The 18720-nt window shown below is 61.8% G+C and carries 21 protein-coding genes; all 21 read right to left on the bottom strand.

Annotated elements, in window-relative coordinates:
* Positions 1–188: 188 nt before the first annotated feature.
* The 21 genes from AC3WLM_RS00660 to AC3WLM_RS00560 all read right to left on the bottom strand — a co-directional run bounded on the left by AC3WLM_RS00660 (position 189) and on the right by AC3WLM_RS00560 (position 18557).
* The gene (locus tag AC3WLM_RS00660) at positions 189–320 is read right to left on the bottom strand and encodes a hypothetical protein (protein ID WP_492476267.1); all 132 of its coding nucleotides are present in this window, start codon (positions 318–320) and stop codon (positions 189–191) included.
* Positions 317–565 (bottom strand): hypothetical protein, encoded by a 249-nt coding sequence (locus tag AC3WLM_RS00655; protein WP_118072058.1) that lies wholly within the window; start codon positions 563–565, stop codon positions 317–319. Before AC3WLM_RS00655 ends, AC3WLM_RS00660 begins: the two co-directional genes overlap by 4 nt.
* Complete coding sequence (locus tag AC3WLM_RS00650; protein ID WP_492476266.1) at positions 562–1047, bottom strand: TIGR02594 family protein; 486 nt, start codon at positions 1045–1047, stop codon at positions 562–564. Before AC3WLM_RS00650 ends, AC3WLM_RS00655 begins: the two co-directional genes overlap by 4 nt.
* A 2-nt stretch (positions 1048–1049) precedes the next feature.
* Positions 1050–1301, bottom strand: coding sequence for a hypothetical protein (locus AC3WLM_RS00645; protein ID WP_492476265.1), 252 nt, complete (start codon positions 1299–1301; stop codon positions 1050–1052).
* Between the two features lie 151 nt (positions 1302–1452).
* Positions 1453–4407 (bottom strand): SGNH/GDSL hydrolase family protein, encoded by a 2955-nt coding sequence (locus tag AC3WLM_RS00640; protein WP_492476264.1) that lies wholly within the window; start codon positions 4405–4407, stop codon positions 1453–1455.
* The gene (locus AC3WLM_RS00635; RefSeq protein ID WP_492476263.1) at positions 4404–4760 is read right to left on the bottom strand and encodes a hypothetical protein; all 357 of its coding nucleotides are present in this window, start codon (positions 4758–4760) and stop codon (positions 4404–4406) included. Before AC3WLM_RS00635 ends, AC3WLM_RS00640 begins: the two co-directional genes overlap by 4 nt.
* A 57-nt stretch (positions 4761–4817) precedes the next feature.
* A complete protein-coding gene (locus AC3WLM_RS00630; RefSeq protein WP_492476262.1) occupies positions 4818–5075 on the bottom strand; it encodes a hypothetical protein in 258 nt (85 codons plus the stop codon).
* Entirely contained in the window at positions 5072–6568 is a 1497-nt protein-coding gene (locus AC3WLM_RS00625) for a hypothetical protein (protein ID WP_492476261.1), read from the bottom strand. The genes AC3WLM_RS00630 and AC3WLM_RS00625 overlap by 4 nt, the downstream gene beginning before the upstream one ends.
* On the bottom strand, positions 6565–8634 hold the full coding sequence (locus AC3WLM_RS00620) for a hypothetical protein (protein ID WP_492476260.1): 2070 nt from the start codon (positions 8632–8634) through the stop codon (positions 6565–6567). Before AC3WLM_RS00620 ends, AC3WLM_RS00625 begins: the two co-directional genes overlap by 4 nt.
* Positions 8631–9311, bottom strand: a complete 681-nt coding sequence (locus tag AC3WLM_RS00615; protein WP_492476259.1) for a phage adaptor protein — start codon at positions 9309–9311, stop codon at positions 8631–8633. The genes AC3WLM_RS00620 and AC3WLM_RS00615 overlap by 4 nt, the downstream gene beginning before the upstream one ends.
* A 15-nt stretch (positions 9312–9326) precedes the next feature.
* Complete coding sequence (locus tag AC3WLM_RS00610) at positions 9327–9995, bottom strand: hypothetical protein (protein ID WP_492476258.1); 669 nt, start codon at positions 9993–9995, stop codon at positions 9327–9329.
* 48 nt (positions 9996–10043) lie between these two features.
* Positions 10044–10499: a hypothetical protein gene (locus tag AC3WLM_RS00605; protein ID WP_492476257.1), complete on the bottom strand. Its 456-nt coding sequence runs from the start codon at positions 10497–10499 to the stop codon at positions 10044–10046.
* Between the two features lie 64 nt (positions 10500–10563).
* The gene (locus AC3WLM_RS00600) at positions 10564–10905 is read right to left on the bottom strand and encodes a hypothetical protein (protein WP_492476256.1); all 342 of its coding nucleotides are present in this window, start codon (positions 10903–10905) and stop codon (positions 10564–10566) included.
* A gap of 64 nt (positions 10906–10969) precedes the next feature.
* Positions 10970–11986, bottom strand: a complete 1017-nt coding sequence (locus tag AC3WLM_RS00595) for a N4-gp56 family major capsid protein (protein ID WP_492476255.1) — start codon at positions 11984–11986, stop codon at positions 10970–10972.
* Positions 11987–12032: 46 nt separating this feature from the next.
* Positions 12033–13034: a hypothetical protein gene (locus AC3WLM_RS00590; protein ID WP_492476254.1), complete on the bottom strand. Its 1002-nt coding sequence runs from the start codon at positions 13032–13034 to the stop codon at positions 12033–12035.
* 24 nt (positions 13035–13058) lie between these two features.
* Positions 13059–13271, bottom strand: a complete 213-nt coding sequence (locus AC3WLM_RS00585) for a hypothetical protein (protein ID WP_118072039.1) — start codon at positions 13269–13271, stop codon at positions 13059–13061.
* A complete protein-coding gene (locus tag AC3WLM_RS00580) occupies positions 13268–15673 on the bottom strand; it encodes a hypothetical protein (protein WP_492476253.1) in 2406 nt (801 codons plus the stop codon). The genes AC3WLM_RS00585 and AC3WLM_RS00580 overlap by 4 nt, the downstream gene beginning before the upstream one ends.
* A 1-nt stretch (position 15674) precedes the next feature.
* Complete coding sequence (locus tag AC3WLM_RS00575) at positions 15675–16370, bottom strand: phage terminase large subunit family protein (RefSeq protein WP_492476252.1); 696 nt, start codon at positions 16368–16370, stop codon at positions 15675–15677.
* Between the two features lie 212 nt (positions 16371–16582).
* Positions 16583–17395, bottom strand: a complete 813-nt coding sequence (locus AC3WLM_RS00570; RefSeq protein ID WP_492476251.1) for a terminase large subunit domain-containing protein — start codon at positions 17393–17395, stop codon at positions 16583–16585.
* 5 nt (positions 17396–17400) lie between these two features.
* A complete protein-coding gene (locus tag AC3WLM_RS00565; RefSeq protein WP_492476250.1) occupies positions 17401–17994 on the bottom strand; it encodes a DUF2280 domain-containing protein in 594 nt (197 codons plus the stop codon).
* Positions 17994–18557: a putative metallopeptidase gene (locus AC3WLM_RS00560; protein ID WP_492476249.1), complete on the bottom strand. Its 564-nt coding sequence runs from the start codon at positions 18555–18557 to the stop codon at positions 17994–17996. The genes AC3WLM_RS00565 and AC3WLM_RS00560 overlap by 1 nt, the downstream gene beginning before the upstream one ends.
* Between the last annotated feature and the right edge of the window lie 163 nt (positions 18558–18720).

Below are 18720 nucleotides of genomic sequence, written 5' to 3'. Positions count from 1 at the left end.
AGCCCCGCCGAAGCGGGGCCGGAGTAACGCATGGCGCCTCGGGTGGAGGAGCCTTGTCTCAATGCGTGAAAATCACGGCCAGAGCAAGTCTCGATCTGCGTGCAGCAAGGCCGAACCCAGCGAAATGACGATGAAACCGAGCAACCCTGCCGCGAGAACCCACTGCAGGTTGCGCAAGAGCCAAGTGGTCACAGTCTTTTGGCGACGTCGATCACGTCGTCGATCTTGACGGGCTTGCCCAGCTTCTTCTCGATCTCCCTTTCAACGGCTCGCTTTGCGAGAGGAAGAACCACCTTCTTGAACAGCTTGCCGAACATCACGTTTCCTCCTGCACATGAACCGGATCGCCGGGCTTTCCGCTCGCCTGCTCTCCAGAAGCGTTGCGAATGTTCATTGCGACGTTCTCAATCTTCGAGACGACTTCACGCAGCGACAGGAAGCCCGCAGTCAGCCAGCCGGCTGCTTCCAGGTTAGCCCCTGACCGGAACGCGAGGTAAGCCATAAGCAACAGCACCCCGACGCCGAGCAGCGCGAGGGACAGCACGGCGAGGCTGCGAATATTCATGCCTCATTCCTCGACAACTCGCCGTTTGTGGCCATCCGTACAGGTCTGCCAAGCACCGGCTCGCCACGCGGCCAGCGGATCGCGATGCAACGGCTCTTGGCGATGCGCGTGATGCTGACCGCGTTGCCCTGATTGCCGCCGAGAACTTGGTAGGCGGTTGCATCTTCGCCCACGTAAAAGCCGACGTGCCCACCGCCGTCACGCGAAAACACAAGGATTGCGCCGGGCGCTACGTGCGTGCTGCGCAGGTTGGCGCCATAGTCTGCCCATGCCTTCGCGCGGGGGTATGTGGGCGGGTAGGGAAGACCAGCCTCTTGCATGACCGCCGCACAGAAAACACCACACCAAGGCGTTTCGTCGTCTTTGATCCACGACTTGAGCCGCTTGAGCCAGCCCATGATGACGCCGCTATGCTTTACCCCGGGCACTTCGCGCACACCGATGTATCCCCTAGCGATCTCCAACCACCGCGGATCCGACATAGTCACTTCCCTACCATGTGCTGCATCCCCGCCTTTGCGAGGAGGTAGACAGCCACGAGCCCGGTTGCGATCGAGCCCAGCCACTTGATGAACTTTCCGGCTGTTTTCACCGCGCCCCAAGCCTCGACGAGATCCTTCGTCTCGGAGACGTCCTTTTCCACCTGCACAAGGGATTGCTTCACCTCGGACACGGAATCCCTCATTTCCCCAAAGGCTTTGAGGATCTCGTCGAGCTTTCCATCGAACTTGTCCATTCGGTCTGAAAGCTCCTGGTGGGTAGGTTGCGGTTTCATCTCAGCACCTCGTGCTTAACCTTGTCCCCCTCGCGCCAGACCTTCCACTTGCCGGGAGAGGCTATGCGCTGGCAGCGGCCTTGCTCCCCTTCGCGGATGGCTTGGGCGAGGGTCATGTCAACCCCAACTGCACAACCGCGCTATCCCCATAGACCTCTAGTTCATAGATGCCCGGATGATTGTTCCCGCCCGTGATCGTGTTGGCCGATGCCAGCGCTTCAGCCGGAACGCCGATCCCGCCAAGGTTGCGGTCATCAGCAATGGCTACCGTCGAGACAAAAGCTGCCCCGCCGTCGATTGCTGCCGCTCCAAGCTGGTCATTGGTCCTGCGCCACGCCGAAACAGACTGATTAGCGTTCGGCCTTGGCACACCCATTACAATGCAAGTCGTGCCAACCGCTTGGAATTGCTGGATCATGTTCAGGATGTTGGCGTAGGTATAGCTCTCCCCGCGCTCATTCATGCCGAATGCAATGACCACCACATCTGGCACAGCAGCAAGCGGGACAGCGATGCGAGACGGATCAAGCCCGTTTCCAGTCGTGCTCTGACTGGTTGTTCCACCGATGCCGTAATTGTCGTATGTTACGACACCGCCCAAATCTTCCAGTGCTGCCTTGATTTTCCAGTTCCACCCGAGGCGGGTGTGAACTAGTCCAGCGCCATCCCCGGTATCGTAGAGCGTAAGGGTCGCCAGCGTGTCGGATGGGTAGTTCGACAAGTAGGTTAAGGCACGGTCGCGCATGGTGCCATTCGCTGTAAACGGCGGCGTGCTGGACTGAATTGCGGTGATGCTGTCACCGTAGCCAGCCAAGGTTATCGCGCCGCCACGCATTGCCTTGCCGATGACTTTGCGAAGAATGCGGCGATTGCGCTCAATATACGCAGCCACCTCCCCTTCCGTTCCTACCTTGATCAGACCTCGGAAGTTAGAGGTATCCTGCGCTGTAATGCGTGTGTCGCCAACCCTCGCGCGGGCCACAACAATCGCGTTCGAGGGCGTTGCACCCTGCCATTCGAGGCTATCAAGCTGCGCATCGCGTGCCGATCCAGAAACCGCCGAAACCGCCAGCGTGGACCGATCAACCACGATCTTGTCCATGCGTTCCTTGCCTGACGCAGCCAGGGATAGGGATACATTGCTTGAGAACGGATAATCGTTGCCGTTGCGCCGGATGCTGCCCGCAATCGTTACAGTCGTTCCCGCTACAGAAAGTGCCGAAAGCGAAGCCGATGCCATGAAGTCGCTTTTAAGGATTGAACTGTATCCATCGCGGGCAACGCGCACAGCCAGGCGATTTGGCGATCCGACAGCCGTGTACGTGCTGGTGCCAGTGGTTGAGTAATACCAACCACGCTCGCTGGCCGTAGCAGTGGCGTCCGAGAGATAGCCCGCCGAAGATGCGACACGCGCACTGGAACCGTCCTGCGCTTCCCAACGGTAGGCAAGGCCCTGCCCCGATGCCGTGGTAAAGCTGACGGGAAACTCCATCATGATTGACTTGCGATCAGTAGCGCCAGCGGGCAGGCCGAGGCTTGCCAGCGTGTAATCCTGATCAAATACCAGCGTGCAGTTTGTCGGTGGTGCGGCAGTTTCCGTATTGGCGCGAGAGTAGACCTTGAGGTTGATCTTTGTTGCCGTGCCAGCAACATAAACACCATCAAATCCGATGCGCTTGATGATCGTGCCGACCGGCGTATCGGCTAATTCGACAACGCCAGCCCAGCCGCCGAACGAGGTGCCTGCAAACTGGGTCGTGCCCGCATGATCCTCGACAATCACGGAACCCAGTTCGCCTAGATCAGCAAGGCCCGCGTTAGCGGTGGCCGCATACTCCTGCGCGGTCACAACATCAGCTTCAATCGTCTGCACACGTTCGGTCGTGACGTATTGGAACGGCATATCGATGCCGATCTGAAGCTGAATGTTCGTAACAAGCGATGCTGAAAATGCGTCTGCATCGGCCGTAGAAGTCGTGTAATACCCGCCGCTATCTCCGGTTGATCCGGTGACATAGGCAAGAAAAGCCACGCTCATCGAAATGCCGACAGCCTCGCCTTCAAGAAAGCCATTGGCGGTGGTGTCGATAGTGAATGCACCCGGCCCTGACGGGACCGTCACCGACACCCATGCGCTTCCCGAAACCGGTGTGGCCGTTCCACTGCTGACCGTGTAGCGGCGCAACTTGATGGTCTGCGCGCTGCTCGATCTGTTCCACAACCGCAGTGAGGAATTACCGTTTGCGTCAAACTGGAGTGCGTTGGCAAAAACGTAAGTGCCAGCATTCGCCGCACCTGCGCCAGTAACAAGGGTTGAACCAACCGGACGCCCTATGGTTTGTGTGGACTGAAGCAGCGCGACTTGATCGGCAGCATCTTCCGCCCACCCCTTCGCACTCTTCGTCCCCGGCCCGCCCGGCTCTGTGCCTTCTGCCCATGCATTGGATCCCTGCCGGTCAGTATCGCCAGTCCGAAGCCAGGCCCCCGAAACGCGGGTATAGCGCCCTTCGTTCGGGATCGCCGCACCCACTGTCGCCGCTGCACCGCCCAGCGCCACTTCGCCCGAAACAGCCGTATGCGTGCCGCTATCCGCCACCGTGACGGTCGCGCCATAACCATCGGTCGCGCCCGGTGCTGCAAGCAGGTCAGATCGCAGGAGGAACGGGACGGCGGTGTTGGCCTTTTCTGCCCAGCCTTTTGCAATCTGGCCCTGCAAATCTCCCACCCGCTCAAGACCGGCAGGGCTGCTGGAGTACTTGAAAACGCCCGCGTTGTTGACGGTACCGCCCACGACTGGATCCGTGTGCGTTCCCGTGTCGGTCGAAATGACCATGGCGTACTCGCCAGCGGTAAACGTAGCTGCCGAGGCATCGGCCCACGAGCGAAACAACCGAGCGCCGCCATAGTTGAGAGCCTCGTCGCGTGCGGATTCTGCCCCGTCGCGCGCCGTTTCTGTCGCTTCTTGGGCAAGGTCGGCCGCTGCCCTCGCAGCTTGGGCAAGAATGCGATCTGCCTTTGCCGCCTTTGCGCTCTTGGCAGCCTGAGCTTCAATCGTGAGCAGGCTCATGCCTTTTCTCCGATGATGCTGATCTTGCAGTTTCCGCCGCTAATTGCAGTGACGCGCACTCGCCACCAGCCGATTGCTGGATCATCGTAGGGGCGCGGGGACATGCCGGCGGACAGGTCGCCTGTGAATGGGTCGTCCTCGACGGGCGCCCAATTCGCTTCCGCCGAACCTGGATCGCGCGTGGCGTGCTCAACTATCGCGGTTAAGCTCGTGGCACTGCCAGAAAGCTGCACTTTCACTCTGCCTTGCAGGCGAACGGGATCAGTTTGTCCGGTTGCAGTGAGCGTGTCGAAAAGCTCGGTCCGCTCCGAATTGTTGTCGCTGATGCTGATAAACCGAACGCTCGAAGCCATGATCGTAACCCCCGTCATCGCCACAATAGTGTAAATTCCACTCTGCGCGAAGTCTGCTTATGTCCCAATGGTGAATGTGTGCCCCAGCCCGTCGATAATCTCGTAGGACACGGTTGCGCCGTTCAGGGGCTCAAGCTCGAAGATCATGCGCCTTGGCGTGCCGGCTTTCTTCTCGGTCAGTGTCCCCGCGAAATTGTGGCTTCGCCAAAGCCGCCAAGGCAGGCCTTCGGTGTTGCTCGGCTCTGGCAGGCCATCGGAGACTGTTACTGCCGCTCCAAGCGTGGCCGTATCCCAGCATTCGGTGAAGGTGCTCATCCGACTGTTCCTGTTACGGTTCCGTTGTTGGTGACTGTCGCGGTCTTGCCGTTCTTGCGGATTGCGTATCCGGCCGCGCCAGCTGCGCCGCCATTAGTGCCAAGGCCCGCGGCGCCGGCCGCTCCGAAGTTGCCACCCGCGCCACCGTCACGGCCAGCAGCTGTCAGGTCGAACGCGCCGAGGCCACCTGCACCACCGCCTGACGTTGTGCCAGGTGAACCATCGCCTGACGTTTCCGCCTCTACTTCCGTCGTCTGACCGGCGCCGCCAATGCCGTTCGGTGCACCACCACCACCGCCACCGCCGGCGCCGCCATAGATGCCGCCGCTAAGAACGCGGTAATTTGCGCCGCCACCGCCACCACCGCCGCCGCCAGCCTTGAGAGTGCCGCCGCTGTCGATCGTGATTCCGCCCGAAATGTTCTCGCGCAGGAAAATCCCATCGCCGCCTGCGCCGCCAGACAAGCCAGCGCCGCTTTGTCCGCCTTCGCCACCACGCCCGCCGCCGCCGTAAACGACGCCGCCGTTCTGAACGACAATGGTGAGCGCAATCGTGTAACTCGCACTCGGCCAGGTTCCGCTGTCGATCGCTATACCGCCATTGCCGACGCCTGTAATCGTGACACCGCTTGGAACGTTAAAGGTGATCGTTGCGTCGCTGAGGCCGGTGTATCCGGCTGCGTCGGCTATCGTGCGGAGGTTGATCCCTGACGACGCACTTGTGAGGTCGATCGTCGCCGAGAAACCGCTTGGTGGCGTTGCTGGCGCGCCAGGCGAGCCCGGCGCAGCCACCACGTCCCAGCTGGCATTGGCTTGCGCGGTGCCGGTTGGCGCGAACCCGATGGACGAAGGCACAATCAGGATATAGGTGCCGCCATTGTAGAGCACCTGCATGCCTTCATAGTACGTCACCACGGCGGAATATTGTTGCGCAGCAGGGAGGGGCGTGAGGCGTACCCATGGCTCCCAGGCCGACTTGCGCGCGCCTGCACCATCACGGAACGCCGACGTCACCCAGACCGGATCGGTGCCGGTTGGAATGAAATCCGAAGATCCTGCCGGAACGTCGCCAGTCGCAGTCGCGGGTTGAGCGATCGAGCGAATGAACCGGAAGTCACGATAGCCGCCGTCGACGCCGTCCTGACCATTTGAACCGTCGGTCCCGTCCGCACCGTCTGTTCCGTCCGCGCCTTTGAGCCGCGACCACGAGTAGTTTTCCGGGAAAGGGCTGGGCGTGGCGCTGGCCTGATTGGTGGCAATCCCGATGTAGCTACGATTCCCCGCCGCGCCGGTCGTGAAGTTGGCCGTGCCGTCTGCGCTGTCGGCATAGGCATAGTGTGTGTAATTGGGGGTCCCGGCTCCTGTCCCAATGGCAGAAGGCGCAGGCAACTGGTCCAGCGCCGCGGCAATCTTCGTAAGCTCGGCATTGACCTGCTCGGCTGTCGCGCGGGTGTTGGGCTCGAGGAGCTTGGGATTGTACCAGGGAGAAGTCACCGCCGCTGTCTCCTCGGAGAGCGCCAGACCTTGTAGGCTTGCAAGACGTGCGGATCTTCGTCGACGTCCGCTGCCGTCGCGAAGATGAACGACACGTTGTAGCCGATACCATCGATGTCGGATTCCGCACGCCCCTCGACGGGCTGGGACCAGTAAAACTCGTTCCAGTTAGTCGCGCCCCACGTCCCGCCGCTGCCGGTCACGTTGAAGCTGTTGGCGCCGGAGATCGGAACGTCACCATCGGCATAGTTGAACTGCGCCGTGATCGAGAGGTGGGCAGAAGCAGGCGCGTCGAGCTCGCACACGCACTTGTGAATGCGCCATTCCTGTTCCCCGCCCCATTGCAGGAAGCCGGTGGAAATGAAGCCCTTGATCTGGTCGCCATCGAAACTGTTGCCGCTGTCGAGCCGGTAGACGTACCCGTCCTCGCCGCCCACAAAGACGCCCTCGCCGTCCGAAAGCTCGCCGCGCCCGAATGAGAACGGTCGCATATCGCCCAGGTCGAACGGGATGGCTTCGGCGTTCTTACCCCCCATGTTCACCGCGAACCCGGTCCCATCGGACCAGACCGCGCGATAGTGGCTCTTGCTCTTGACCACGAAACTGCCGACAATCGTGGCGCCAGCCTTGCGCTTGCTGTTCAGGTACTTCTCGAAACGACCGGAAAGCGCACCGGTCTTGAAGTTGCCGAACGCCTGTGTTGCATCGAGACTGCGCAGGCCACGGAGATCCATGTAGAGCGTACGCGCCATCTGTTGCGCGCTGTCTGCGTCTGCCCCCGCCTCCTCGGTCAAGACGTCGAGGGCGAAGTTCTCGCGGTCGCTGCCCTGCAGGACGCCAATCTTCTCCTTGCCAAAGATCGCCACTGCCGTTTCGTTGGCCTGCACCACGTCGGTAACGTCCGTGCCGAATCCGATTTCGCCGGCACCCAGGACGACCTCGAACGAGCGTGGATTGAGGATCGCAGAGAACTGCACCGAACCACCCGGGAAGGTCAGGCCAAGGTGATTGCTGATCTCGAAGATACGTTCTGGCGTATCCACGGCCATGCCAGTTTCTATAAGCACCAGCCCCTCGTCAGGAATGAGCTCGAAAGCTGGCGACGCGCCAGTTGCGCCGTAGAGACGATAGAGGTTCGACGCGCCGTAGAAGTTGTGCGAAAGCCAGCGCACGCGCCCACCGGGCCCGAGGTTGTATGCCGAGATTGCACCTGCCCGCGCAACGTCAACGCCGCCGACTTTGAGCCATTCGGCATTGCTGATCGTGCCGGACAGGTCCGCGACGACGAGATAACCAGCCGCGTCCGCTGTCCCGAACGTGCCAGTATCGACAACCACATCGACAACGCGCGCGCTGCCGCCAGCCGATGCGCCAGTGACAATGTCGCCAACGACGATCTCGGTCGATCCCAGAGTAAACGGCAACCGGCGGAGCGTCGGCATTGCCACCCAGCCAGTTGCAGTTGCGCGGTAGCAGGCAAGGCGCGTCGATCCGATGTTGTTGCGCCAGGCATAGACCACACCGCGATGCACTGCGACGCCACGCACCGGGCCTTCGCCCGGTACTTTGTCGATGATCGACCGCTGATAGGCCATAGCAGCGCGTGACCACGTCGTGCGCAAGGTCGCGTCCGGCGCGCTGTCCTCTGTGCTGATACCGTCGGCAATGGCGCAAGGCGAGCCACTTACCCGCAGCACCTCGTTGTTCTCGAAGGCGCCGGTCACGTTGGTCATGACAAGGGTGCCGGCTGCCGTTCCGCTACCCCATGAGCCGGTCAGGTCTACCGGATCGAGGATAACCGTGCCGGTAGCACCAGAGGTGAGTCCTGTGACGACGTCACCAATCTCAAAGGCCTGCCCGCCCTGATCGAAGTCGAGCGTCCAGAAGCGTGCAGCTGAGGGCGCCGTCCTGCCGTCGAAGCGCTCATAGCCCTGAACACGCGAGTATCCCTCGGCCAAGGGCTCGTAATTCATGCCTGCGATGATGGCGCCGGGCGCGACAGCCAGCGCGGCCGAGTTGGAATCTAGCCCTCCGCCGAAGGCGAATGTGTCTACTCGTTGGGTCACGTCTCGATCGGGTCCGTAAACTCGGCCAGCATTTGAGAATGCAGCACGCGAGCCTTGGCCTGCGCCGTTCCAATGGCGACAGGCGCTTCGTCGTGCTCTCCGAGCATCATGAGTGCGCGATAGACGATCGCGTCATGGTACTGCTCGTCGAGGTATGGCACGTCGCTGTCTGCGGCGATGGTCTGGATCTTGCGCCGATACCAGCCACGAAGAACGTAGCCCTTATCAGGCTTGGGCCCGACGTTGAGGGTGCGGTCGAATCCAATAGCGATGGCGTTCGGCCGCGTCGCGTCGTGGCTGCCAATGTCGAAGGCGTCGAGCCAGGCGCGATGGTTTACCGGCTTGAGGCGGGTTTCGTCTGCACGACCAAGGGCCGGGTCGTAGAGGGTGAACGGGCGGAAGTTGTCCGCCTCGCTCACCCATCCGCCGAAGTCCGTGATGCCGAGTTGCGCCGCAGTGTACGTGGCCTGCCCTACGGTAAGGGCTTCATCGAACTGCTTGCGAAGGAACGTCCAGTCGCGTCGTTCGCGCTGAATTTCCTCCCACGCCTGCGAAGTCCAATAGACGATCTTCTCCTGCCTGCCACGCGCGCCCACGATCGTCGTGAGGCGCTGGCCTTGGTTGATGATGCCCGAAAGGCGCTCGACCTTGTTGACCAGCTGCAGGAAGGTTGCCACGTCCGACGCTCCTCGTCAGGCGACGTTCTTGAAGCCGGAGCCGGTGGCTTGTTCCCAGGCGGCGATTTCCGCATCGCTGGGGAAGCAGGTACGGTCGACCTCGAACGGGTAAGAGTGGACTTCCTCCCAGACCATAAGCGGTTCGCCAGTGACCGGGTTGATCCGCTCAGGATCTGGTACGGCGGCGCGTTCAACCGCATCTTCGAGGGCGAGGTAAAAGCGATACGGCAGGTCGACCCACTGGCCGCGCTGCATCCGGTAAATGTCGCCGTTGACACCCAAGGTGACGTCCTTGGGGCGGCGCTTGTCGTCAGTCTTGGGCACGCGCACGCGGACCTTCGGGTCCATAGACGGGTGCATAAGCTCACGAGACGCAGGGCGAGATACGGCAGCCGGGCGCTCCGTCGACTGCATCTGCGCATCGGTCTGTGCCGGGCGTTCGAGATAGACAATCTTCTCGACGATTCGCTCGACGACCTGCGGCTGTTCGGGAGCCTGCTGCACGATCGGCGCAGGCTTGCCGGGAAGCGTAGGCACATACTCGCAATCGGGTTCGGCCTGCTTGATCTTGGCGCGAAGCTGGTTGGCATTCGTGCCGGTCTTCACTTCGAGGCCCAGCGAAACCTCTGCATAGTGGCGCAGGGTGGCGGCGTCTGCCTGGTCGAGCTTGATACGGTTTTCCATGGGTTGCGTCCTCTGGGGGGTGAAACGGTGGGGGGTGGGTTGCGGGCGTTACTGGCCGCCCGCGAGCGCTGCCTTGGCTTCCTCGATCATGAGAGCGACGCCCTTACGGGGCTGTTCGCGGTCGATCTCGGCAGCCGCAACGAGGTCAAGCTGCTCGGCGGTAAGGCCGACGAGCTTTGCCTTCACATCGTCGAGCTTGCCCTCGATGATGGCCTCGGGGTCGAAGGTGGTGGTGCCGACGCTTGCACCCCCCGGGCTCGCGTCGGCACCTTCGCCGTCACCGTCCGCAGGGACGGGAGGCGAAGCTGGTTCATCCTCACCCAGGCGTTGCACGTCGTAACCGGAGCTATTCTCCAGAGCTTCGACGGCCCATTCGGGGAGGGAGATCTTGTTGTTGAGGGAGAACGAGGCCTTTTTGCCGTTCACCTCGATCGTGGGAACGTGCGTCAGCTTGCCGGCGTCAGGGCCGGTCACAACGCAGCGGATGGTCTTTTCTTCGCTCATGTGAGGGGTGTCCTTTTCCCTTCGTCAAAAGGCGGCCCCGCTATGAGGGCCGCCCTCGTGACGATCAGTAACCGCCGTTGCGAACCGCGATGTAGGCGAAGGTGTCGCCGCTCTCCGAGAGCGCCGTGCCGACCGTAAAGCCCTTCTTGCTCGCGAAATCGGTAGGCACGCGCTGGCTGATGCCGTTGGCCGTGATGCGCGAGATACCGGCGACGCCGGTCGTCGCGCTGTCGGTGACGGAGCGGGTGTAGATGGCGTGCGCAGCAGTCATGCCGGCAAACCATTCCCAATACTCGTCGCCGTCGGTGACATTGACGACCTTGACGTAGTCAGGCGTCCAGCCGAGCTCGATGTTCACCGCAGCGCCGGTGCCGACATAAGTGCCGGTGCGAATTTCTGCTGCCATTGTCCTGTTCCTTCTGAATGGCGATCATAAGAACCGGGCGAGATCACTCCCGCCCGGCGTCAGGTCAGAGCGCCGAGGCGGCCACCTCGAGGCGAACCATCCACGTCTCGTTGAGGCGGACGGCGGCGAACCAGCACTTCCAGCCGACGTAACCGCGCTGGCCGAGCGGGTCGTCCTTGGTCTTGGTGCCGGGGTTGATGACCGAAGGCTCGACCGCGAGGTTGTTGCCTTCCTTGGTCTTCTGGTTCTTGAGCGGGGTAAGCCCGAAAGCTTCCTGGCCGAAGAACAGGACGGGGTAGACGTCCGCAGCGCTGCCGCCGGTCGACAGCACCGAACCGCTTGCCGAACCGCCGGCATCGGCGAACGGCGCAAGATCCGGGGTGAGGATGAAGCGCACGTTTTCGACTGCACCGATTTCCTCGGGGCAAATCGGCTTCATCGAACCGTACTTGCTGACCGGCACAAAGCCGTTCATCGCACGAATGTCCGGCGCCAGGTCGGTGTGGCCGACAGCGACATAGGCGGCTTCGACCGCGCTGGTGCCGATGTTGACCGACGGCGACAGGACCGAAGTGATCTTCTTGGCCTTGTTGCGTTCAAGCGTGCGGACGACAGCGCGGACCTTGTTCAGGCTGATCGCGGTGTTGACGGCCGAGCGCGAAGCGCCGTTGGCGAAGAATACCGAGGTGCCTCCGCGCACGACGTTGTAGATGACCTGCTCGGTCGTGGCGCCCGCCTGTTCACCGGAAAGCTGCATCATCTGCATGAGAACCGGGTCTTCGTGCGTGTCCTCGATCACATCGGTCAGGCCATGCACGTCGCCCCACTGCTGCAGGGTGACGGTCACGTCCTCGAACGAGGTGCCGCTGACCGAAGGGGTCACGCCCTCCTGCAGCGGAGTCGTGACGGCCGCGTAAGGAATTGCGCGACGGAACTTGACCGTCGTGCTCTTGTTCTTCGGAATGGGCACGAGCTGACCAAGGCGGGCAAGAACCTGCACCGGCATGACGTGCGAAAGAAACTTCGGGATGGCGTGAGCCGCGGTACGAGGCGAAATGTCGCCGTAATTCGTGATTGCCATGATCGTGGCCCCCAATCGCAGGCGCCACGACCTTGGCCGTCAGCGCCTAGAGTTGCTTGTCCAACTTCGCGATCGCCGCATCGAGGTGAGCGTCGAAGTCATTGTCTGCGATGCCGCTGGCTGCCGGTGGACTGTTCCGTCCCGCGTCTCGTCCGGCGGCAAGCTGCCGTTGGCGTCGAGAGTCTTGGGTCGGTGCAGGATTGGTTGGGGTCTGCTGCTGTGGCGAGGAGAACCCGACGGCCTGCTTGAACATTCCAATGACAAGCGCTGCATCCTGGCCGTTGACGATGGCATCATGGTTCCGCTGGAACGCTTCCTGAATCGCGGTGGGCTGGGTTTGCAGCCATCCGGCAAATCGGTCGTCCGTCGCGGCCTGAACCCAATCCGGGTGCGCCTGTGCGAGGGCCTGTTCCTGTTGGGCGAGAAACGCTTGCGTCTGCTGCTGCTCGAAGGTTCCGGCGACTTGGCGGACATTGCCTAGTTGCGAGGAAAGATCGGCAATAACATCGAGAAGCGGTCCTGCGACCTCGGGGAAGTCCTCGCGCAACTGCTGGAACTTGGGGTCTTGCAGGTTGATACCTGAGGAGCCCGCGACCGGCTGCTGCGTTTCCCGCTGCTGCTGCGGTTCCTGCTGTTGCGCCGGCTGCTGCTGGGTTTGCTGCTGGAACTGCGCCAATTGGCGCTGCAAGGCAGAAACCCGACCGTTGGCCGAACGGAACCGCAGATCCCAATCCCGAAGCTCTCTTTCGCGGGCTTCGCGCAATTCAGCGGGGGCATTTGCCCATGGATCGTCTGTGGCCGAGCCCTGCGGGGAAGCGTTGCTGTCCGCGCCAGGTGCATCTGCCGCCGCATTGAAAGCGGGGGCCGGGGCTTCGGCGGCGCTCTGCTGCTGCTCTTCCCGCTCTCCGGTTGCCGCCGCGTTGTCCGCAGGGGCCCCATCCATAGCGGAGATCGCGGCGTCGAGATCGGCGTCGAACTCCATATCCTCGGTAGGCGCGTCGGCGGCTGCCTCGGATTGACCTGCATTTTGCACCGATTGGGTATTCATCGTCAAGGTTCCTGTTGCGGGGGGTTAGTAAGCGGGGTCGTCACCGATGATGGGCTTGTCTTCGGGAGCGCCCTGGTTGAACCAGTTGCGCACCTGCATGAGGGTTTGCGCGCGGGCTTGCAGGAGCGTGATCTCTTCCGGCCTTGCGGAGACGAGGCGATCTTTGACGTGCGCAAGCTCATCTTCGAGCTTGGGCTTGACCGTTCCCCAAGTGGTGTATGTGGGGTCCGACCTCATGCCGCTGGCCTTGCGCCCATGCTGATCGCACCGCCGGAGCCGGTCGGCTCAAGGCCCTGCTGCTCGGCGCGGCGCGCGTTCTCGCGCTCCATGGCGACCTCGACCGCCAGCTTGCGTTCGTCGCTCTGCGAGCGGCCCTGCTCGATCGCGAGCTTGGCCTGCGCTTCGACAATGGACTTCTTGAACATGGCGTCGATCTGCGCGAGCGATATGTCCTTGTTCTGCGCCAGCTTGGCGAACTCGCCCTGCATGCGCAGCATGGCAATGCGCTCGTTGATTTCTGCGACCTGCAGGCGGTTCTCGCCGTCCAAATGCGCAATCTGTAGCTGCGTCTGCGAGCGGATCTCTTCAGGGCTGGTTTCACCGCCGCTTTCCGACATGGCCTTGAGCTTCTCGAGGTACTCTTCCTCGGGAATGAGCAAGTCGTCGGGGCTGATCGACATAGCTTGCAGGACCATTCGCATGCAGTGATAGGCGCGGAATCCAACGCCAAGGATTGGGTGCGTCGACCATTCGCGGAGCATGAGCATCAACTGTTCGGCCTGCACCTCGCGCACGAGAAGGACGGACGTGCCGCGTGCATCCACCTTCATGTCGCCCTTGATCTCGGGCTTGTCGGAGAACTGCATGTTGAAGTCGTAGATGCGGGTAATGAGCGGCGCGGTGACGTCGTCGTCCCAATTCTTCACGGCCTGGCGGAAATTGACGTTGGCCGAGTTGAACAGCATCGCCATGCCCGACGACGTGCGGGTAACGTGTGTCCCCTGCTCGCCCTGTGCAATCAGCGGCATCTGCACCGCCTCGTCGACGAACTTGACCGCCATCTCCACGATCGCGGCCAGCAATGCCTGATTCATGGGAATGTCGACAGTCTCGAACACCCTGGCCTGCTGCTGGCCGGGTGTGACAGCCGACTTGAGGCGCAGCCATATCTTGCGCGGCGAGAGCTTCCACGAACCGTTCTCGGGCTCGATGTTTTCCTTGTCGATGATGACCTGCGGCGCGGTTGCCAGCGCTGCGTTGTCCATCATCATGCGAACGGCGGAGTTGAGCATGCTCTGCTCATTGCGCATGAGACGCGGGACACCGACGCCACCGAGGATCGAGCTCTCGGCCTTCTCGAACGAATAGACGCTGTAGATGCTGGCGCCACTGTCGAGGATGTAATCCTCGTCGATGCGCAAGAGCTTCTGCCCGCAGAAGAACAGGCGAACCATGAGCGGATCGAGCGGGTCATGTTCCTTCTCGACGCGCTCTGCATCCTCGGCACGGCCCAGCGCGCGGATCATCTTGCAGACTTCCTCGACCTCAAGTGTGCCGATGAACTCCCACACGACGAAGCGATCACGGAAGTCGTTGAGAACGTCGCCGCTCTTGCCGCCGTTTTCGAGGGCGCGAAGCTCGGTCATGAAGTTGAGATCGTCGGAGCCACCGCCCGATGCCTGACCTTGTGGGCCATCCTTCAGCAATTCACGCACTGCGGTTGCGTCGAAGCCAATATCCTTGGCCATGCGTCGGAGCATCTTCCTGTTCGGGAGATGACGCTCGAACGTATCTTCGCATTCCTCCATGCTCTCGGCCGACATATCGGGAAAGAAATGCCAGTAGGACACTCGGCGAACGCCAGGGCGGACCTTCCCGCTACCTTCGAGCTTGTAGTCAGCACCCTCGCCTACCCACATGGCGCGCCCCTTGTCGTTGACGATCGGACCCTTGAGGATTCCGACGCCAACCTTGCAGGCGTCCTCGATCACGTCACGGCAACGCGCGGCGTACTTGGCTTCGGTCAACTGGTCGTCGATCTCGCGGGCCATCGCATCGCGGCGCTTGCGAGCCCATTCGATTTCCTTCTGCTGGTCGCGTTCCTGTTCTCGCAGTGCGCGGGCCATGGCTGCGAGTGACGTGGCTGTTTCCAGCATATCGGGGTTGCCTTCGCCGCCCTGCTCAACGTCGGCGTTGTGCTGCGCTACGGCTTCTGCGGTCTTCTGTTCGGCCTCGTCCGCCCGGCGCGCAAGCTCGCGCTGCTTGCGCGACAGTTCCGGCACCGGCGTTGCGTCGATACCCCAATTCTTCTCGTCTGCCGGAAAGAGCATGTCTTGCAGGCGTGCCGACCAGGCGCGCGTCTTGGGGCGGGTGATGTTGATGAAGAGTTTGGAGCGCTCCTTGTCCGACTTGAGGGTATTCTCAATGTCGCCCTCGTAGATGCCATGATACTGGCGCAGGTCTTCCAGCCAGCGCTCCTCGATCGGCTTGCGGCGCGTGATGCGGTCGGCAATGCGCTTGCCTAGCTCCAGAATGATCGGCTGCACCGCGTCCTGAATCTTCTGCCACTCGCGGCGCTTCTGCTCGGCCTGTGCCGAACTGTCATTGACGTCGAAGAAGGCATTACCCGGGACGTTCATTTCAATACCCTCCAAGGGTGTCGGCGACCGTGGTGTTGTCGGAGACGAAGTTGCGCTTGACCGGCGGCGTGCCGGCGATCAGCGGCAGCATGCGGACAAGATAACGGAGCGCGTCCATCGCGTGATCGAACTTCTTGACGATCGCGCCCTTCTCGTCGCGACGGTACAGCCGATGCTCGGCCAGCACGTTCTGGCAGGATGTGAAGACCTTGAGGCGACCGGACGCCATGCGCTCCCAGACGTGCAGGATTCCAGCCTCTACGCCATTGTCAGCTTCAACCAGGTTGAGCCCAAGGTTGACGTAATCAGCGAGGAGTTGCTTGCCATCGCGCTGCGATCTGCCCTTGGCTGCCGGGTCGATCGTGCCCTTGATCCACTCGCCGCGCGCCTTGATCGAGGCTGCATGCACCGAGGGCTCGGCGTGGCCGCGGTAGTGCTCGGAGTAGATGTAGAGAATATCGTCGTCGCGGTCCCACGCGCCGAAGATCGCAGCCGTCTTGTTCCAGCCGACGTCGAGCCCATAGGCCTTTGCAAAGTGGCGCGGGATGGCGAACGGAGCGCAGGTGAATTGCTCCTGCTCGATCGGGTAAATGGCGCCGGAGCCAAGTGATGGTGTGCCCTTTGATCTCGCCTCGCGCAGGTGCGGAGGGGTGTTTTCAAGCAGCTCCTCTTTCGTTTGCGCGTCGAGATGGGGCACGTCGTCCCAACCCGCTGTCACAAAGAATTTGGAACTGTTGACCTCTGGCACTTGTGCCCCCGCTACCGTCGCTCAACCGTCGTTATAGGACAAATGCAGGCGGCGTGCTAGGTTGCCTATGTCTCAATCAGCAATGCTTGCGATGGAGGCTGCCATGTAACCGCTTTAGAGCAGGCGGCAGCGGAAGCCCGACCAGGTCACAGCCCTGCCGCCTAGCCCTTCGGTTTGAAATCGTCGCCGAGGAACTGCATGACGGTGTCGGACAGGCCGGAAAGCGGCGTGAAGGTCAGCATGAGGATGCCACGCGTTGTCGCGGTGCGGATCAGGCACTCGTTGTAAATATCCAGCGGGCACTCCTCGTCGAGCCAGATTAGCTCTTTCGCTGTCCCCTGAAACTTCTTGCGGCCCTGCTCGTAGGCCTTGAACGCAAGGTGCGACCAACCTCCGGTCTTGTGCTTGATGAACACGAAGTCGGCGAGATCCTGCACGCCCATCTTCCACTTGGCCGCGCCGATGCAGTCGCGTGGAATCATGCCGGAGCCGTCGAACGTGCGGACTCCGTCGTCACCGTAGATAACCGCCCCCAGGAGCTCGGCCTGGATAATGTCGCGGGTGGTTTCGTTCGTGTCACCGGCCGCCCAGGCGCGAATAGGCTTGGAGAACCGCCTGCCATCCCACCAATCTGGATAGAGGCCGGTCAGGTGTGCGGTCGTCTCGTATGCGCCGGTGATGGTCTTGCCGACGCGGTTGCCGGCCATGAAACACCGCTCTCGGTACTGTTTGCCGACGCGGAAGAACTCCATGTGCTTTGGGTAGCCATGGCGCGAGAGCGGCCCGTCGTCGGGGAAGAAGTTGGCGAATTTGTTGAACTTGGCGTGATGCTCTTCAGCCAGCACAGGCTGCAGCAGCGCCTCGATCTCTTCATCGGATAGCTCGGAGAGGAGATTCTCAATCTCGTCGTCGTCAAGCGGTGGACCGCCATTATGGCCCAGCAAGGTATCAGCGAGTTGGTCGATCGCCCCCATGATCGTCAGCCCTTGGCCGACTGGTCACTCAGTTGCTTGGCCGGGATAACCTTCGCGCGCTTCATCATCGCGTCTTTAAGGCGGTCAGCCAGCATAATACGCTGCTCGTCCGATGTGACCTCGGCAGGCGACGTTGCGGCGTCCAACTGTCCCTTGACCTTAGTGACGTTGGTGTAGAGCCCGCCAGTTTCCTTGGCAGCTTGCTCAAGAAGCGAGGCCGCGAGCGGAATTGCCCCCTTCTTCTCGGCTTGCAGGTAGAGCTTGTGGAGCTGGCGAAGCCGGTAGGCCCGCTGCGCCATCGGCTCCGCCATCATCTCGGCGTGGAATCGCTCTCGTGTTTCATGGAACAGCGTAACCCACTTCTGCGCGAGGATTGTGCTGCGGGTCGGATTGTAGTTGGCCACAGCCTGTATGGTCACTTCCACGCCACGCTCGGCCAGGCTGCGGTGTATTTCTCCTACGGTGTCGTACATGGCCAGGCGCGTGACGATCTCGACCTTGTCAGCCTCCGACAGTGGCCCGTTCCCACCGGGATTCCCGCGCTTGCGCTTGCCGACGCCTGTGTTGGTTCCCGCCTTGTCCCCCCGCGCTTTCGGCATTACGCGGCTCTCCGTGCGCTACAAATCCCGCAGCCCGCGGCAATGCTGGCACGGCTGACGGTGGGCCCGTCCTGCGCTGCTCGCACCATAGCGGCGACAGCGGTATCTACGGCGCCATATCGTGCGACGACAGACACGAACTCTTCAACGTCATGCCCTTTGATCGTGTAGACCGGGAGGCCTTCCTTGTTGAACCTGGGAGCGCCGAACTCGTCGACAGCTTGCGCGCAGTGGTAAAGCTCATGCTCGACGAGCGCGCAGAATGAGGCGTCGTCCATGATCGCCGCAGCTTCGGTACTGATCGTGATGATGAAGTTGGGGACGTGGCCGAACCATTGCTGGACTTGAAATGCAGCCATCGCTTGCGACCACTTCGAGCCCCCGTCGCGGGGAATGCGAGCCTCACCGGCGATAAATCGCCCGGCTGCCGTCGCGGTGTAGTTCGTCCATAGCCAGCCGATCGAGGCTTGCTGCAGGTGGGCGTGGTCTGGGTTGGTCAGGGGGTGGCCGTCGTCGATGAAACAGGCGCGCGCCCACGCGCCCAGCCCGTCGTTGTCGGGCATGAACGCGCCTCCGGGGTGTAGCTCGGGGGGCATGGGGCGCTGCATCGCCTCGCATTATCGCGCAGAATGTCTTAATGCGCAATGAGGCCGACTTGGGTACGTCGCATAACGACTAAGGGCGGCGCGACCGGGAACCCCCAATCCTTCGCCGCCCTTATAACGA

It is taken from the genome of Novosphingobium sp. FW305-C-30-35, assembly GCF_058783135.1.
This window is presented reverse-complemented; position numbering and strand designations above follow the sequence as displayed.

Bases quoted from the DNA above. Each gene is read 5' to 3' on its own strand.
- AC3WLM_RS00560 (WP_492476249.1), bottom strand. From the start codon at position 18,557: ATGCCCGACAACGACGGGCTGGGCGCGTGGGCGCGCGCCTGTTTCATC.
- AC3WLM_RS00590 (WP_492476254.1), bottom strand. From the start codon at position 13,034: ATGAATACCCAATCGGTGCAAAATGCAGGTCAATCCGAGGCAGCCGCC.
- AC3WLM_RS00610 (WP_492476258.1), bottom strand. From the start codon at position 9,995: ATGGAAAACCGTATCAAGCTCGACCAGGCAGACGCCGCCACCCTGCGC.
- AC3WLM_RS00655 (WP_118072058.1), bottom strand. From the start codon at position 565: ATGAATATTCGCAGCCTCGCCGTGCTGTCCCTCGCGCTGCTCGGCGTC.
- AC3WLM_RS00605 (WP_492476257.1), bottom strand. From the start codon at position 10,499: ATGAGCGAAGAAAAGACCATCCGCTGCGTTGTGACCGGCCCTGACGCC.
- AC3WLM_RS00630 (WP_492476262.1), bottom strand. From the start codon at position 5,075: ATGAGCACCTTCACCGAATGCTGGGATACGGCCACGCTTGGAGCGGCA.
- AC3WLM_RS00635 (WP_492476263.1), bottom strand. From the start codon at position 4,760: ATGGCTTCGAGCGTTCGGTTTATCAGCATCAGCGACAACAATTCGGAG.
- AC3WLM_RS00640 (WP_492476264.1), bottom strand. From the start codon at position 4,407: ATGAGCCTGCTCACGATTGAAGCTCAGGCTGCCAAGAGCGCAAAGGCG.
- AC3WLM_RS00585 (WP_118072039.1), bottom strand. From the start codon at position 13,271: ATGAGGTCGGACCCCACATACACCACTTGGGGAACGGTCAAGCCCAAG.
- AC3WLM_RS00570 (WP_492476251.1), bottom strand. From the start codon at position 17,395: ATGGGGGCGATCGACCAACTCGCTGATACCTTGCTGGGCCATAATGGC.
- AC3WLM_RS00650 (WP_492476266.1), bottom strand. From the start codon at position 1,047: ATGTCGGATCCGCGGTGGTTGGAGATCGCTAGGGGATACATCGGTGTG.
- AC3WLM_RS00600 (WP_492476256.1), bottom strand. From the start codon at position 10,905: ATGGCAGCAGAAATTCGCACCGGCACTTATGTCGGCACCGGCGCTGCG.
- AC3WLM_RS00565 (WP_492476250.1), bottom strand. From the start codon at position 17,994: ATGCCGAAAGCGCGGGGGGACAAGGCGGGAACCAACACAGGCGTCGGC.
- AC3WLM_RS00595 (WP_492476255.1), bottom strand. From the start codon at position 11,986: ATGGCAATCACGAATTACGGCGACATTTCGCCTCGTACCGCGGCTCAC.
- AC3WLM_RS00645 (WP_492476265.1), bottom strand. From the start codon at position 1,301: ATGGACAAGTTCGATGGAAAGCTCGACGAGATCCTCAAAGCCTTTGGG.
- AC3WLM_RS00580 (WP_492476253.1), bottom strand. From the start codon at position 15,673: ATGAACGTCCCGGGTAATGCCTTCTTCGACGTCAATGACAGTTCGGCA.